Below are 17436 nucleotides of genomic sequence, written 5' to 3'. Positions count from 1 at the left end.
CTCGCCCGCCGGCTGACGGACGAAAACACCCCAACCTGGCGAGACCCTCAAATCGCATAACACCACAAAATACGTTAATCAGACGTCCTCTAAGACTGTCGATACGCAACTGTGACTTGCTCACCTGCAGAACCCCCGTGACCTCGTCTTTTCGTGCCGCCACGGAGGGTATGCAGATGAACGCCGTTCGAACAAGATCTTGTGAATATTGATGATCGTCCCGCATGCTTCGCCGAATCTTGAAGGAAGCTGAGAGCGGGGGCTCTACATGAGACGGCGTATAGCTGTCGTAGCTGCGCTGGCCTTGGGTCTGTCGGTGGGCGTGCCACCGGGAGTCGTGCCCGAGGAAACCGACGGATGGCCGATCTCCGGGCTGGTGGACGCCTTCCGGCAGATCCCCGCGCTGGCCGCGGTGACGACGGGCATCCCGAGGCAGCCGCGCGGTGGGGCCATCGGCGACGTCGACCACTACGTGCCGGTCGACGAGACGCGGGCGAACGGCGGGGTGGGCACCGCCCCCGGCCGGGGCAAGGGCATCAAGGACGCGGCGCAGCCGGACCGTCCGCAGCAGAAGGCGACGACCACCCCGAAGGGGCAGGGCAACGCCGACAGTTTCGACCGCGGCACCAGCAAGCGGCTGCCGAAGCGCTCGACTGCCCGGTACGACGAGTTCCAGAACGAGGACGGGTCGTACACCCGGGTCTTCTTCGACTCGCGGATCAATTACAAGGCGGCCGACGGCTCCTACCAGCCGATCGACACCAACCTGACCGCGAGCGGCGGCCGGCTCGACAGCGGCGCCAACTCGATCGACGTGTCCCTGGACGCGACCGGTGCGGACGCCACCCCGGCGACCCCGGTCGACGACCCGCTGGCCACGGTGACCACGGCTTCGGGCCACTCGATGGCGTACGACCTGACCGGCGCGGCCGCGGTCCCGGCGACCGTGGACGGCTCGACCGCCACCTACGCCGACATCCTGCCCGGCACCGACCTGCAGCTGCGGTCGACCAACGACGGTCTCAAGGAGACCATCGTCCTGGACTCGCCGGCCTCCGGGAACGAGTGGGTGTTCCCGCTCAAGCTCAAGGGCCTGACCCCGAAGGCGCAGAAGGACGGCTCGCTCGACCTGCTCGACGCGGACGGCAAGGTCGCGATGCGCGTGCCCCGCGGCTACATGCAGGACTCCAAGGTCGACCCGCACTCCGGCGCCCCGGCCGAGTCCGACGCGGTCACCTACGAGCTGATCACGGTGGACGGCGCGCCGGCGCTGAAGGTCACCGCCGACCAGGCGTGGCTGAACGACCCGGCCCGGCAGTACCCGGTGAAGATCGACCCGACCATCGAGACCAGCGACACCGGCGACATCTTCGTCGACAACAGCTCGTCCACGGTCACCCACAACGGCGACAACCTGCCGGTCGGGACGTGGGACGGCGGCGACACCATCTCCCGCTCGTTCATGCACTTCGACCAGTTCGACGACGACGGCCTGGTCGGCACGCAGATCAAGTCGGCCAAGCTGTTCATGTTCCACACCTGGTCGTACAACTGCGGCGACCACGAGCCGATCCAGATCCGCCGCAACACCAAGACCTGGACGGTCGCCGGCATCGAGGACGCCAAGGGCGTGCTCTCCTCCGGCCCGACCTACTCCTCGCCGATCGCCAACTGGGTGATCAGCGACAACAGCCCGGCCTGCAGCAACACCGGCGGTGACCGCGGCAAGGGCGCGATGCGCTCGGTGTCGTTGCCGACGCAGACGTTCAACGGCTGGTCGACCGGGTCGCTGCCGAACTTCGGTCTGGCGCTGACCGCGTCGGAGACCGACTCGACGGCGTTCAAGCGGTTCACCTCGGCCAACTACGGCGGTTACGAGACCGACCCGCGCATCGAGGTCACCTACGACTACAACACCGACCCGCAGGTCAACGAGCAGTACCCGGCGTACGGGGCGACCACGGCGACGCTGACGCCGGAACTGATCGCCGACGCGCACGACCCGGACAACTGGCCGAACACGCTGGAATACAACTTCTTCGTCTACGACAAGGACAACAAGGTCCAGCTGACCACCTCGGGCTGGCAGGCCAAGAAGTCCTGGACCGTTCCGGCCGGCACGTTCACCTGGAACGAGTCGTACTACTGGACGGTGCAGGTCCGTGACGGCCTCGCCGACAACCACGACGCGCTGGTCAAGAACCTGATCACCACGCCGGTCCCGCAGCCGTCGATCACCTCGGTGCTGTCGCAGAACCCCGGTCAGGGCTTCGACCCGGCGATCGGCAACTACACCACCTCGGTCCGCGACGCGATGGTCAACACCGTCGGCCCGCCGCTGGAGATCACCCGGTCGTACAACAGCAGCGACCCGCGCGACGGCCAGGCGTTCGGCGCGGGCTGGTCCAGCATCGCCGACGTCAAGGCGACCGAGAAGCCGGTGACGATCAACGGCACGCAGCGGATCAACACGGTCGTGGTGACCTACGCGACCGGGCGCGAGCTGGCCTTCGGTCGCAACAACGACGGCTCTTACCTGTCACCGGCCGGTCTCGCCTCGACGTTCCGGGAGATCCCGGCCGAGGAGGGTGGCGGCTACCGGCTGACCGAGAAGGACGGCACCACCTACGAGTTCAAGCGGCTGCAGGCGGATTCCGACCAGTTCCCGGTCGCGTCGATCACCGACGTCTCCGGGCGCGGCCAGACCTTCACGTACGAGAACGGACTGCTCGCCAAGATCACGGCGGCGTCCGGTCGTACGCTCAGCCTGTACTGGAGCGCGAACGCGCCGAAGAAGGTGGAGTACGTCGCCACCGACCCGGCCGAGCCGGGCAACGGGGACTCGGTCAACACCTGGAAGTACGAGTACACCGGTAACTCGCTGACCAAGGTGTGCCCGCCCAACAACTGGGGTGACTGCAACACCTACCAGTACAACGCGTCCGGCTCGCTCTACTCGACCGCGATGGTCAACGCGCGCCCGCACTCGTACTGGCGGCTCAACGAGAGCACCGGCACCACCGCGGCCAGCTCGATGCTGGAGAACGGCGGCGCCGACGTCGGCACGTACAGCGGCGTGACGCTGGGCCAGCCCGGCCCGGTGGCCGGCACGACCTCCACCGCGGCCGGCTTCAACGGCACGTCGTCGCAGGTGCAGATCCCGGCGAACCTGGCCGCGGACGGCGCCAACCAAGCGATCAGCATGTGGTTCAAGGCGCCGGCCAACGGCGGTGACGGCGTGCTGTACGGCCAGTCGATGGAGGCGGCCGCGTCGACCGCGGCCACCACCAAGACGGCGTACAACCCGACGCTCTACCTCGGCTCGGACGGCCAGCTGATGGGTGGCTTCGCCAAGGCCCCGAAGCTGGGCGCCTCGCTGGGCACCCTCACCGCGGTCGGCCAGGGCCAGTGCCTCACGGTTCCCGGCAACGTGTCGACCAACGCGACCCGGCTCGCCCTCGCGGCCTGTGCCGGCACCGCCAACCAGGTCTTCACCTGGACCACCACCCGGCAGCTGCAGGTCACCACGGGTGGCGTCGTCAAGTGCGTGGACACCGAGGACCAGGAGGCGGTCAACGGCACCGACCTGGTCATCAACACCTGCGCCTCGACGGCCGGCAGCCAGCACTGGGACGTGCAGGCCGACGGCCAGATCGTCAGCGACTTCTCCGGGCTGTGCCTGGACTCGGTCGGTGACGGCTCGCAGGCCGGCGCGCTGATGCAGATCTGGGCGTGTGGCAAGACGCGCCCGGTCGACCAGCTGTTCCTGACCCGGATCCACACCCCGATGGCCGCGACCAGCACGGTCAACGGCGTGACCTCGCCGGTCAAGGTGAACGACGACACCTGGCACCACGTGGTGCTCACCTCGTCCGGCAACCGGCAGGACCTGTACCTGGACGGCAAGCCGGTCGCGTCCGAGACCGGGGTGACCGTGCAGGACACCGCCCCGGCCTCGTCCTTCATCGGCAAGGGCTTCCTCGGCGGCGGCTGGCCCAACCAGTCGCACGCCAACGCGAACAGCAACCTCGGCACCCGGGACTACTTCACCGGCTCGATCGCCGAGGTGGCGCAGTTCGACACGTCGGTCGACGGGCAGCTGGCCGCCGACCTGTACGACTCGCGCAGCGCGGTCAGCCTGCTGACCAAGATCGTGCGTCCGTCCGGCAACGCCACCGCGGAGATCTCCTACGACCCGGTCTCCAGCCGGGTGAGCAAGGTGGTGGACGGCAACGGCGAGTCGTGGGTCCCCGAGACGCCGGCGATCGTCGGCACGACGAAGGTGTACGAGAGCGGGGTCCTCGGCGGCGCGCCGACGAACTACTGGCGGATGGCCGAGTCCGGCGTCACCGACGCGGTGAACCAGGTCAACGGTGGTACCGCGACCTACAACTCGGTCACGCTCGGCTCGGTCGACGGCCCGTTCGGCGCCGGTCAGGGCAAGGCGGCGGTGTTCAACGGCACCAGCTCGTACGTCACCCTGCCCAAGGGCATCGCGCCGGTCGGCCCCAGCTCGGTCTCGATGTGGTTCAACACCACCACCACCAAGGACGTGCTGCTCGGCATGAAGTCGAGCACCACCGCGCGCTACGACACGCCGACCATCTGGATCACGCCGGACGGCAAGCTGCGCGCGTTGTCGCCGTCGCTGACGCCGACCGGCCCGCTCAACTCGGTCGGGGTCGCCGGCAAGTGCGTCGACGTGACCAGCAGCGGGACGGCCGACGGCACGCTCGTGCAGAGCTACGACTGCAACAACACCAACGCGCAGAACTGGACGCTGGTCCCCGGCACGGCGCTCAACGGGAACCTGAGCACGGTCCGGGCGTTCGGCAAGTGCCTGACACCGCAGAACAACGCGAAGACCATCAACACGAAGATCGTGCTGTCCACCTGTAACGCCAACGCGTCGCAGAACTGGGAACCGGTCAGCGGCGGGCTGAAGAACCCGAACTCGGGGATGTGCCTGGACCTGCCCAGCTCGTCCAAGACCAACGGCACCGACCTTCAGCTGTACACCTGCAACGCCAGCGCCGCGCAGACCTGGATCCCGTCGCTGACCAGCAAGACCGCGGTCAACGACGGCAAGTGGCACCACGTGGTCCTGGCCACCGACGGCCTCTCGCAGGCGTTGTACGTCGACGGTGCGAAGACCCAGTCGTCGACCGGCACCACGCCGATGGCCCCGTCCCAGCTGACCGGGTCCGACCCGACGACGTACACGCTCGGCGCCGGGTACGTCGACGGCTCGACCGCCGGCAACAACTGGTTCTACCTGGACTCCAACACCACGCCGTACTACAAGGGCAGCCTGGCCGAGGTCGCGTTCTACGCCTCCGACGTCGACGCGACCCAGGCGCAGTACCAGTTCAAGGCGCGGGACGCGGTCAAGGGCGCGCCGTCCGGGCAGATCAACTACGTGGTCACCGGGCCCAAGGACTACGAGGGCAAGGTCACCAGGACCACGACCGTGAACGACCTGCAGTACGCGCGCAAGGTCGTCGAGATCGACGCGCTGGGCAAGGAGACCCGGTACGGCTACAGCGGCAAGGGCAACCTGCGCACGGTCACCGACCCCAACGGCAACATGACCATCAACGAGTACGACGTACGGGGAAATGTCGTCTCGGTCACGACGTGCCAGGACCGGTCGGAGAACAACTGCTCGACCTCGTACTCGCTGTACTACCCGGACGCGACCACGCAGAACCCGGACCCGAAGAACCGCCGCAACGACAAGCTCGTCGAACTCCGGGGCGCCGGTTCGTCGTCGGCGGCCGACAACAAGTACCTGACCAAGTACGAGTACGACGACCAGGGCAACCGCACCAGCGAGACCGACCCGCTGGGCCGGCGGACGACGATCACCTACACCGACGGCACGACGCGTGGTGGCTTCCAGGGCGGGGCGGCTCCGGCCGGTCTGCCGTGGCGGGTGGTCAAGCCCGGTGGCGGTATGCAGACGATTCTGTACTACCCGAACGGTGACATCGCCGAGACGACCGACCCGGCCGGCGCCACCACCCGGTACGAGTACGACGGCCTCGGCCGTACGCTCAAGGAGATCGACGTCGTCAAGGGCGTCGCCGGTTCCACGGTCTCCTACATCCACGACCGCCTGGACCGGGTCGTCACGGTGACCGACTCGGTGATCACCAACGCCGTCACCGGTGCCAAGCACACGCCGGTCACCACGATGTCGTACAACGTCGACGGTCTGATGACGACCGAGACGGTGTCGGATGCCACCGGCGGTGACGCGTCCCGGACGGTCGCCTACGACTACGACGACCACGGGCGGCGCATCGCCGAGTGGGATCAGCTGGGCAACTCGGTCGAGTTCGGCTACGACTCGTTCGGGCAGATCAACCGGCAGACGCACAGCGACGGTTCGACCGTGATGACCAACTACGACGCGGTCGGCAACGAGGTGTCGACGGTCGTCAAGGGCTTCACCGGTGACCCCGACGCGCCGGCGACGGCGCGTGATCTGAAGGTGCGGCAGCTCGCGTACGACCCGGCGGGCCGGTTGGCGTCGGAGACCGACGCGATGGGGTTCGTCAACCAGTACACCTACACCGACAACAACCTGTTGGTGTCGGTGACGCGGACGGACGGCAAGCAGGCGTTCGTCCTGGAGAAGAACTCCTACGACGTGGCCGGGAACCTGGTCACGCAGATCACCAACAACGGGCGTACCAAGACGACCCGGACGTATGACGCGGCGGGCCGGAACCTGACCGCGACGGTCGACGTGACCGAGGACAACGAAGCGGCGACCAGCCGGATCAGCACGTACACGTACTCGGCTGAGGACGAGTTGCTGAACACCACGCTCAGCGACGGTTCGACGGTCCTCGGGACGGGCGGGAGCACGTACGACCGGTTGGGCCGGATCCGGCAGCAGACCGGTTACCTGACCACGGGGGTCACGCCGACGTTGCGGTGGAAGCTGGACGAGACGTCCGGGACCACCACCGCGGACGCGGCCGGTAACAGCATCGGTACCTTGGCGGGTGCGGTGACCCGGTCGACGGAGCGTGGTGGGGCGGCGTCGTTCGCCGGTGGTGCGAACGGCACGATCAGTGGTCCGGCGCCGGTCGACACGTTGCAGCCGTACACGTTGAGTGCGTGGGCGAAGCTGAGCAGCAAGGACGCCGACCGGTACGTGGCGTCGCTCGGTGGTGACATCGGCAGTTCGGCGCTGAAGGTGTACTACGAGAAGGCGACCGACTCGTGGCGTCTGGCCATGGCGGTGCGCGAGCCGAATGGTGAGACGAGCTGGCCGAGTGGTGCCAGCACGTACACGAGCGGGTCGGCGACCGCGGGCGATTGGGCGCATCTGGCGGTCACGGTCACGCCGAACGCGGTGGCCGGTGGCGACAACGTCGCTCAGCTGTACGTCAACGGTGTGGTGAAGGCGTCGCTGACGACGACCAAGCAGTTCAACAACCAGGCGACCGGCCTGATCGTGGGCGGTCAGAACGAGACGTCCGGGATCTTCGCCGGGCAGATCGACGACGTGCAGGCGTACCAGAAGGCGTTGAGCGCGGCTGAGGTCGGCCAGGTGCAGGCCGGTACGTTGCCGGTGGCCGGGGCGCAGATCAGCCGGACGTCGTACGGGCTGGACAGTGACGGCACGGTGACGTCGGCGACCGATCCGAGTGGTGCGGTCACGACGGTCACCAACGACGAGGTGGGCCGGCCGGTCGTGACGGTCAGCCCGGAGGTCGGCACGGTCGTCGGGGACGCGGCCGAGGTGCGGCAGCGGGCGATCTCCCGGATCGGGTACAACACGTTCGGCGACACGACCGAGCAGATGGACCCGTACGGGCGGGTCGTGACGAACAAGTACGACGCGCTGGGTCAGATGATCGAGCAGGAGTCGCCGGCGTACACCGCGCCGGGCACGACCACGGCGATCCGGGCCAAGACCAAGGTCGAGTACAACAACGTCGGTCAGGTGATCACCAGCACCGATCCGCTGGGTGCGGTCACGAAGTACACCTATGACCAGCTGGGCCGGACGACGAAGGTGGTCACGCCGGACGACGGGGTCACCCGGTACTCCTACGACGACAACGGTGAGCTGCTCGCGCACACCGACCCGACCGGGGCGCAGGCGCTGTCGACGGTCGACTACCTGGGTCGCACGATCACCGCGACCGAGGCGGTGCGGCAGGCCGGGACCGGGTTCACGACCAATTACACGTACGACGCGGGTAGCCCGTGGCCGACGAGCGTGAAGTCGGCCGGTGGGGTGGTCACCAGCCTGAAGTACAACAGCCTGGGTGAGCAGACCGTGGTGACCGACGCCGCGGGCAACGCCACGAAGACGCGCTACGACGGGGCCGGGCGTCCGGTGAAGTCGATCGCGCCGGACGGCAGCTACTCGACGGTCACCTACGACCTGCTCGGCCGCGGCGTCAGCTCGTCGGAGTACGCGGCCGGTACTGCCGAGCTGCTGCGGACGCGTAGTCAGCGGTTCGACATCGCCGGTAACACCCTCGCGGCCAGCAACGCGTACAACCCGGCGGTGGCGGCGAACACCGATGCGGCCGGCAGCCGGCACGACACCACGTTCGAGTACAACGAGCTCGGGCAGCTGGTGGTGCAGCGGGAGCCGATCAGCGGCTCGGATGCGATCGTGACCAAGTACGGCTACGACGTCGCCGGGCAGCAGACCCGGTTCACCGACGGCCGGGGTAACCGGTTCATCACCACGTACAACGCGTGGGGGTTGCCGGAGTCGCAGATCGAGCCGGCCACGACGCGGACGCCGGGGATCAACGACCGGACGTTCACGATGTCGTACGACGCCGCGGGGCGGGCGACGCGTCTGGACTCGCCGGGCGGGGTCAGCACCACGTCGGAGTACGACGTGATGGGCCGGCTCAAGAAGAGCTCCGGCACGGGGGCGCAGGCCACGACCAAGGACCGCACCTTCGCGTACGACAAGACGGGTCGCGTGACGTCGTTCACCGGCTCGGCGGGTGAGAACAGTGTCGAGTACGACGACCGTGGCCTGGTCACGAAGATCACCGGGGTGTCGGGGAACTCGTCGTACGCCTACAACCCGGACGGCGGCCTGACGTCGCGGACCGATGGGGCGGGCACGACGACCTACGGGTACGACACCCTGGGTCGTCCGTCGAAGGTGGACAACAGCACGGCCGGCGTGCACATGGTGTACGGCTACGACGCGCTGTCGCGGGTCAAGGACATCCAGTACGGCGGTAACACCCGCACGTTCACGTACAACAAGTACAAGCAGTTGGAGTCCGACGAGGTCAAGACGTCGGCCGGGGCGTCGGTGGGCAAGATCGCCTACGGGTTCGACCTGGACGACAACATGGTCAAGAAGACGACCACCGGGTTCAACGGGGCCGGGACCAACACCTACAAGTACGACTGGGCCAGCCGGCTCGTCGGCTACGACAACGGGGTCACCCCGGTCGTCTACGCCTACGACAAGTCCGGTAACCGGGTTCAGGCCGGGACGAAGACGTACGAGTACGACGAGCGCAACGAGCTGCTGCGGGAGAACTCGACCGGCACCAGCTACGAGTACTCGCTGCGGGGCACGCTCACCTCGACGGTGGTCAACGGCATCGAGACCAGGACCACGACCGACGCGTTCAACCAGGTGATCACCCAGGGCACCAAGACCGGGGGCACGACCACCTACTCGTACGACGGCGTGGGTCGCGTCATCCTGCCGAACCTGACCTACACGGGGTTGGGCAACGACGTGGCCTCCGACGGCGCGACGGGTTATGTCCGGGACGTCGCCGACGACCTGGTCGGTGTGGTCTCCGGCAGCACCCAGCGCTACGCCTGGACCGACGTGCACAGTGATGTGGTCGGCGAGTTCGGGGCGGCCGGCACGACACTGTCGGGTTCGGTCACTTACGACCCGTGGGGCAAGGTCGTCGCGTCCGGTGGCATGGTCGGCAAGCTGGGCTTCCAGCAGGAGTGGACCGACCAGGGCACCGGCAAGGTCAACATGCACTCCCGCTGGTACGACCCGGAGACCGGCGCGTTCGACACCCGCGACACCGCGAACAACAACCCGAACCCGGACTCCGGGGCAGCCAACCGGTTCGCGTACGCCGAGGGCAACCCGCTGACCAACACCGACCCGTCCGGTGAAGGTGTGGGCGGTAAGTGCGGTCAGTACGACTACGCCTGCGAGGTGAAGAAGTACCAGGCCGCGCTGCAGGTCTACAACCTGGCGATGCAGGCCCGCGACCGGGACATGAAGGCCGTCGGCGCGCAGATCGTGGCGCAGGAGGCCGAGTACGTCCGGGCGCTGCGGGAGAGCAACACCAACCTGCTCGACATCCTGCTGCAGGTCGGCGTCGGGATGCTGCTCGACATGATCGGCTACAACTCGGTGGTCGGTTGTCTCGGCGGCAGCATCATGGACTGCGTGGATCTGGCGTTGAGCGCTGTCGGCCCGCTCAAAGCACTCAAGATCGGCCGGTCGCTCTTCAAGTCCGCTGAGCGGGCGTTCTCCGGGTACCGGTTGTGGAAGCGCATCGTCGAAGGTGCGCGCACGGTGATGCGCCGGGCCCAGGACCTGGTGAATGCGGCGCGTAAGAAGCTCGGTGACCTGATGAACAAGGTGCCGAAGAAGCCGAAGCCGCCGAAGAAGAAGCCGAAGCCGCCGGCGAAGAAGAAGCCCAAGCCGAAGCCGAAACCGGAGAAGAAGCCGGCGCCGTCGAAGCCTGCCAAGAAACCGAAGCCGGAGAAGGCGCCGAAGAAGCAGGACAAGCCCAACAAGAGCAAGCCCCAGAAGACGAAGTCGAAGGCCGCCAACAAGTCCGAGCCCAGCAAGAACAAGAAGAAGCAGTCGTCGTCGCGGCAGGAGGACGATGACGACGACGATCGGGAGGACAGCGACAACGAGACCGGCGGGGCGTCCTGCCCGATTCCGCAGCGGCAGGTGCAGCAAAACACGCACAGCTTCGATCCCTCGACGCTGGTGCTGATGGCCGATGGCACGACGCGGCCGATCTCCGAGGTCAATGTCGGTGACTCGGTTCTGACCAAGGACCCGGCCACCGGGGAGATCAGCTCGCGGCAGGTCACCCTGCTGCACTCCAACCGTGACCTGGACCTGACCGACGTCACGGTCTCCGCCAAGCCGGCCGACGCCGTGACCGGAACCGAGACCCAGGTCGAGGGCAAGGGCGGCCGTAGTACCCGCGGACCGACCGAGTCCACGACCCTCAAGACGACCGCGCACCATCCCTTCTGGGACGCGACCACCGAGAAGTGGGTCGACGCCGCGGAACTGGTGCCCGGCGAGTCGACCCTGGTCGGCCCCGACGGCGAAACCCAGTACGTCACCGGCGTCCGTAACTTCGCCGGTGCCGAGGTCATGCGTGACCTCACCGTCGCCGGTGTCCACACCTACTATGTGCTGGCCGGTGCGGATCCCGTCCTGGTCCACAACAACAACAAGGCCGACGCCGATGAGTGCGACGACACGGTCACGGTCTACCGGGTGGAAGGCGCCGGTAACGAACGCATCAGGATGCACGGCGACGGCAGCTTCCTGATCAGGGACGCCAAGCGGAAGCCACTGTTCCTGAATTTCGGTGACCGAGCTCGGGCGGAGGAATTCCGGGACATGCACATCGACGAGTTCCCGGACACGGTGATCAAGAGCTTCAAGGTCCGGCGCGAGTTCCTTGAGTACCTGCGGCAAGACATGGTTCTGGAGTCCGAGGCCAAGAAGTTCAAGACGCGTCCGTTCCTGGTCGACTTCACCAAGAAGAAGCGGGACGGAACCTTCAACAAGGACCAGTACGGGTTACGGCCGCTTCATCTGGGGCTGATGATGGAATTCATTGTTCCCAACAGCGGAAAGATCGGATAGGCAGCGGATGATAAGCGAAATCGAACTGGCCCCGGCGCCCGGTGGGCACGGGCGGGTTCAGGAAACTGTTGGCCTGCTCCAGCTGCTGAAGACCCGTCTTGACGATGATTGGCAGCTTGTCCTCGAGGACCTTCCGGGCTGGCTGGTCGACGCCTTCGCGCCGGAACGGACCGACGAGGAGAGCAATCAGTGGCGTGCCCGGTGGCTGGCCTCGGACGATCCGGTGGCGTTCATGAACGAGTCGGGCTGGACCGCGTCGGGCTGGCTCTACTGGTTCTCCTCGGAGAACGAGTTCTGGACCCTGAAGGACGTCCGCCTCGACGATGATGGCCGCGGCCTGACGATGCTCGTGGAGCACGAGGACAGCCCGTTCCCGTCCGAGGCGGTGCGCTGGCTGGCCTTCGTGGCCGGGCTGGAGGCCGGCGAGGAGAAGCGGATCAGCTGACGTCAGCCGGGGGTGGTTTCGTCGGTGGTGCCCTGGCGCCGCCGGGATCACGAGACCACCCCCGAGGCCCGCTGATCAGGCAGGCCAGTTCTGGCTACCCGGTGATGAGCGGAGACGACGTCCGCTTGAGGGTGATGCGGTCGATCTCGGTGTAGGGGTCGGTGGTCCCGGGCAAGGCGTCCGCCAGCGTCCGCACCGTCAGCGTCGTCTCCCCGTTTGCCTGCGCCGGCGGCACCACGTCGACCGCGATGAACGCGTACCCGTCGTACCGAACCTGCGACCACTCCACCGCCTCCGGCACCCGCAGCCCGGTCGGCGCCCCCTTGCCCTTCTTCGGCTTGTTCTTCTCCTTGGCCCAGAAGTAACTGTTCGCCACGGCCGACGAGGTGTTCTCCCGGCCGCTCGGCTTGTGCCCACGGAACCGTTGCCCCTCCGGCAACTTCTGCTCGCCCTTGGGTGTCACCCCGGCCGGCGGCGGCGCCTCCGCGCCCGGAGCGGGCCGGAACGGATACCGCGGCCGCCCACCCGACCCCACGCACACATAGACCGTCCCGTCCTCGGCCGGGTACACCGTCGACCCGTCCGGCGCCGCCTTCGTGCGCTTGCCGTGCTTGATCGGGTCGGTTCGTTCGAAGAGGTGGTTGTGCCCTTGCACGGCCAGGTCCACCCGATACTTGGTGAACAGCGGATCGACCGCCGCCCGCACCCCACCGTCCGACGCATGGTTGTGCGCCGTCGAGAACGCGCAGTGGTGAAAGAACGCGACGATGAAGTCCACCCCGGATCCGCCCGCCCGCCAGCGCTTGAGGGTTTCCTTGAGCCAGGTGACCTGCGCCCCGCCGGAGTACCCGGTGTTCGTCTGCAGTTCCCACGACAGTTCGTTGGCGTCGAGCGAGATCACCCCGACGTTGCCGTAGACCATGCGGTAGACCGACGGGCAGTCCTTCGGCCCGGTCGCCGGGAAGTCGAGCCGCTGCACGTGCCCGCCGTATCCGTGGGCCGGGCTGCCGCCGAGGTAGCTCGTGTTGCCGTAGAGCGGTTCCATGTCGTGGTTGCCGGTCGCGAACATCCACGGCGTGTAGGCCGCTTGCGGCTCGATCTGATTCAGGAAGACATCCCAGACGTACGGGTTGAACAGGTTCTTCCCCACCGGAGGCCGCCCGGTGAGTGCGGTGGTGTCGTCGGCCGGCAGTCCCGTCCCGGACGGGTTGGCGTAGCAGATGTCCCCGGCCAGCAGCGTGAACGCCGGTCGCTGGGTTCCCATCAGCCGGGTGATGGTCGACGCGGGCTGTTTGTCGGTGCCTTTCGGGCCGCCGATCGGGTCGAGGATGCCGTACGCGTCGTTGTCGAAGATCCCTTTCGGCCAGACCGTGGGCGTGCCCTTCCACGCGTACGCGGGATCTTTCGGCGCGGTGTCCGTCCCGACGTCGGCGAACGCCGTGAACGTGAACGGCCGGGCCGTCTCCGGTGCCGTGGTGAAATGGGCGTCTCCGGTCACGGTGCCGTCGGAGAGCCGCACCCGGTAGTGGTGGACGGTGCCGGGTCGCAGCCCGGTGATCCGCGCCTTGGCGTAGAACTGGCTGCCGACCGGGCCGCCCGGGATCGCGTACTGCCCGGTCAGGTGGGTGATCCCGGCTTCGACCCGGGTGCCGTACGCTCCGGGCGCGTCGCCGACGTCGACGAACGCGCGCAGCCCGGCCGGCATGGTCCCGGTGCTGCTGACCAGCTGCGCGGTCACCGCCATGGCGTCGCGGGGCACGTCACCGGCGCCGGGCACGAACGACAGGTGCCGGCCGGAGACGACCACGCCGGCGTTCCCGGCCGTGCCGCCGGCTGCCGCGAACGCCCGCCGGGCGACCGCGAACTGGCTGCCCAGCCCGGCCGCCGTGGCCAGGAGCAACGACCGCCGGGTCACGGCCTGGCGGGCGAGGTGCTGCTGGTTCCACTCGCTGAACTCGTCGAGGGTCAAAGTCACACAAGAGACGCTAATCGCCCAGGAGCTGCTTTTTCTGGATCTTGCCCATCGCGTTGCGGGGCAAACCGGACACGAAGTGGATCGTGCGGGGGCGTTTGTGGGCGGCCAGGCGCTCGGCGACGAACGCGATCAGCTCCTCCGGCGTGACCGGGTCGGCCACCACGAACGCGGTCACCTGTTCGCCCAGGTCGTCGTGCGGCGTGCCGATCACGGCCGCCTCGTGCACCGCCGGGTGCAGCAGCAACGCGTCCTCGACCTCACCGGCGCCGATCCGGTAGCCGCCGCTCTTGATCAGATCGGTGGAGGCGCGGCCGACGATCCGGTGCCAGCCGTCCGGCCCGATCGTGGCCACGTCGCCGGTCGGGTACCAGCCGTCGATCAGTTCGGCCGGGCGCACCCCGCCGGCCCGCAGGTAGCCGTCGAGCAGCGTCGGCCCGCACACCTGCAGGCTGCCGATGCTGACTCCGTCGTCCGGCAGCGGGTTGCCGACCTCGTCGACCAGCCGGGTGTGGATGCCTTCCAGCGGCAGGCCGACGTGCCCGGCGCGGCGCTCACCGTCGGCACGGGCGCTGACCGTGATCAGGGTCTCGGTCATGCCGTACCGCTCGACCGGGGCCTGGCCGGTCAGCTCACGGATCGCGTCGAAGACCGGCACGGGGAGCGCCGCGCTGCCGGAGACCAGCAGACGCGCCCCCTTCAGCTTGGCCGCCGAGACCGGGGCGGCCGCGATCCGCGACCAGACCGTGGGGACGCCGAAGAACATCGAACCCGGGCTTTCGGCGTACGCCTCAGGGGTGGGTTTCCTGGTGTGATGCAGTTTCGAGCCGATGCGCAGGGGGCCGAGCACCCCCAGGACGAGTCCGTGCACGTGGTAAAGGGGGAGGCCGTGCACCAGCGTGTCGCCGGCGGTCCACAGCCAGGCGGCGGCGAGTGCGTCGAGGTCGGCGGCGAGCGCGGCGCGTGAGAGCACGACGCCCTTGGGCGCGCCCGTGGTGCCGCTGGTGTAGAGCACGAGGCCGGGCAGGTTCGGGTCGGGCTCCGGCGGCACGCTGCCGGCTTTCACCCCGGAAATTCTTTTCCTGGGTACGTCGTCAGCAGCGCTCCCCGCCGGCTCGTCGGTGAGGATCAGCTGCGCGCCGGAGTCCCGCAGGATGTGTGCGCGCTCCAGCTCGCCGGCGTCCGGCGGGATCGGCACGATCGGCACGCCCGCGAGCAGCGCCGCGGTGACCGCGACCATCGTCGGCAGGCCGGGCGCCGCCTCCACCGCGACGATCCGCAGGCCGGCTATCCCGGCCGCCAGCCCGCAGGCCCAGCCGAGCAGTTCGTGCCGGGTGACCCGCCGGTCCGGGGTGACCACGAAGTCGGCGACGTCGGCGTCCTGCAACAGCGCGGCAAGCAAGGGCATGGGTGGATCATGCCAGGCTTGCCGGGCTGTCCCGTAGTGATGTCGTTGTCCGTTTACGATCACGCACCGCCGTTAATCGGTTGCCCGGCCGCACGCGATCGGGAAAGGTGCCGGGCATGACTTACTGATGTCTCCACCCCCAGGTCCTTGTCTTTCGCCGGCACGCCTTCCGTCGTGCTGCCGTTTTCCTGTGGAGCATCTGCTTTGTCTTCCCGCGTGTCCATTTTCGCCTCGCCGTCCAGCTGGATCGAGTCCGCCGCCGTCGACCAGTGCCACCAGGTCGCCGCGCTGCCCGGCATGCGGCACGTCGCCGGCCTGCCCGACCTGCACCCCGGTAAGGGCGCCCCGATCGGCGCCGCGATGACCTCGTCGGTGCTCTACCCGTTCCTGGTCGGGTCGGACATCGGCTGCGGCGTCGCCGTCTTCCCGTTCCGGCTCAAGCGCCCGGTGCCGGAGAAGCTGGCCGCCCGCTTCCCCGACCTGGACGTCGTCGACCATTCTTTTTTCGACGCGGCCGGCGTTCCCGGTGGCCACACCGAGAGCCTCGGCACCGTCGGCCGCGGAAATCACTTCGCCGAATTGGCCCGAGTCGGCACCGTGTTCGATTCTGATCACGCCGAGCGGCTCGGGCTCGCCGCCGGCGACCTCGTGCTGATCGTCCACAGCGGATCCCGCGGTCTCGGTGAGCGGATCCTGCGCGCGCACACCGAGGTGCACGGCGCCGGCCCGGCGGAGGACCCGGCGGCGTATCTCGCGGCGCACGACGACGCCGTGCGTTGGGGGTCGCTCAACCGCCGGGTCATGGCGGCCCGGATCGCCGACGCGCTCGGCGCCGATCACGAGCCGCCGATCGTGGACGAGTGCCACAACTCGGTGGAGGTCCGCGACGGGTTCTACCTGCACCGCAAGGGTGCCGCGAACGGCGACGGGCGTGACGTGCTCGTCGCCGGGACCCGCGGCACGCCGTCGTTCCCGGTCGCCGGGCACGCGGGCGCGGAGGCGGGCTACTCCGTCGCGCACGGGGCGGGGCGCAAGATGTCGCGCGCCGACGCGCTCCGGCGGGGCAAGGCCAAACACACGGTCGAGGAGCTCCGGCGTACGCCGCTGGGCTCGCTCGTGGTGTGCGGGGACCGGCAGCTGCTGTTCGAGGAGGCGCCGACCGCGTACAAACGCATCGAGCAGGTGATCGGTGACCTGGTGTCGTTCGAGCTGGCGACCCGGGTGGTGAGCACGGTGCCGCTGGTGACGTACAAGACCGCGGACGTCGCGCGCGAGCGCAAGGGCCGCCGATGAGCACGCATCTGCTGATGTCGGCCGGGCGGGGGCCGGAGGAGTGCTCGTGGGCGGTCGCGCAGTTGCTGCGGCGGCTGGAGGCCGACGCCCGTACCCGGGAAGTGGTCGTCGACCGCGTGGAGACGGTGGACACCGAACGCCGGTTCACGCTGAACCGGCGGCTCGCCCTGCACCTTCTGCGCGAGCGTCTGCAGAGGTCGGACGCGACCGCCGGGCAGGCGACGGTCACCGCCCGGTGGCGCCTGCACGACGACCTGATCCGCGGTGATCCGACCCGGACCGAGCGCCCGTAATCGGTTCCGGCGCTCCGAAGTCGATCAAAGTTGCGCCGACTGGCTCTGTCCGCGCCGCTCGCGATCTGTCAGGCTCGATGAGTTGCGTCCCGAAGCCGTGGGGGGTGTCTGTTGCGCGAGGTCCCGTCTTCTCCTCCG

Annotated in this window: 6 protein-coding genes; 4 read left to right on the top strand and 2 right to left on the bottom strand. The window is 68.3% G+C overall.

The annotated features are described in order from the left end of the window. The first annotated feature begins 337 nt into the window (after positions 1 to 337). Positions 338 to 11887, top strand: coding sequence for a LamG-like jellyroll fold domain-containing protein (locus tag ACH442_RS37340; RefSeq protein ID WP_396342819.1), 11550 nt, complete (start codon positions 338 to 340; stop codon positions 11885 to 11887). A 7-nt stretch (positions 11888 to 11894) separates the two neighbouring features. Further along, positions 11895 to 12332 carry a hypothetical protein gene (locus ACH442_RS37335; protein WP_396342818.1) on the top strand — a complete coding sequence of 146 codons (438 nt, stop codon included), beginning with the start codon at positions 11895 to 11897 and terminating at the stop codon, positions 12330 to 12332. Positions 12333 to 12426: 94 nt separating this feature from the next. On the opposite strand, the gene ACH442_RS37330 is transcribed toward ACH442_RS37335, so the two are convergent. Further along, positions 12427 to 14307: a purple acid phosphatase family protein gene (locus ACH442_RS37330; RefSeq protein WP_396342817.1), complete on the bottom strand. Its 1881-nt coding sequence runs from the start codon at positions 14305 to 14307 to the stop codon at positions 12427 to 12429. 10 nt (positions 14308 to 14317) lie between these two features. After that, complete coding sequence (locus ACH442_RS37325; RefSeq protein ID WP_396342816.1) at positions 14318 to 15712, bottom strand: AMP-binding protein; 1395 nt, start codon at positions 15710 to 15712, stop codon at positions 14318 to 14320. Between the two features lie 174 nt (positions 15713 to 15886). Between ACH442_RS37325 and ACH442_RS37320 the strand changes: the two genes are divergently transcribed. Together ACH442_RS37320 and ACH442_RS37315 are read left to right on the top strand one after the other, a co-directional pair. After that, a complete protein-coding gene (locus ACH442_RS37320) occupies positions 15887 to 17005 on the top strand; it encodes an RNA ligase RtcB family protein (protein ID WP_396342815.1) in 1119 nt (372 codons plus the stop codon). Beyond that, a complete protein-coding gene (locus tag ACH442_RS37315) occupies positions 17002 to 17298 on the top strand; it encodes a hypothetical protein (RefSeq protein WP_396342814.1) in 297 nt (98 codons plus the stop codon). Before ACH442_RS37320 ends, ACH442_RS37315 begins: the two co-directional genes overlap by 4 nt. Positions 17299 to 17436 lie beyond the last annotated feature (138 nt).

It is taken from the genome of Actinoplanes sp. NPDC020271 (genome assembly GCF_044388125.1).
Taxonomy (GTDB): Bacteria; Actinomycetota; Actinomycetes; order Mycobacteriales; family Micromonosporaceae; genus Actinoplanes.
This window is presented reverse-complemented; position numbering and strand designations above follow the sequence as displayed.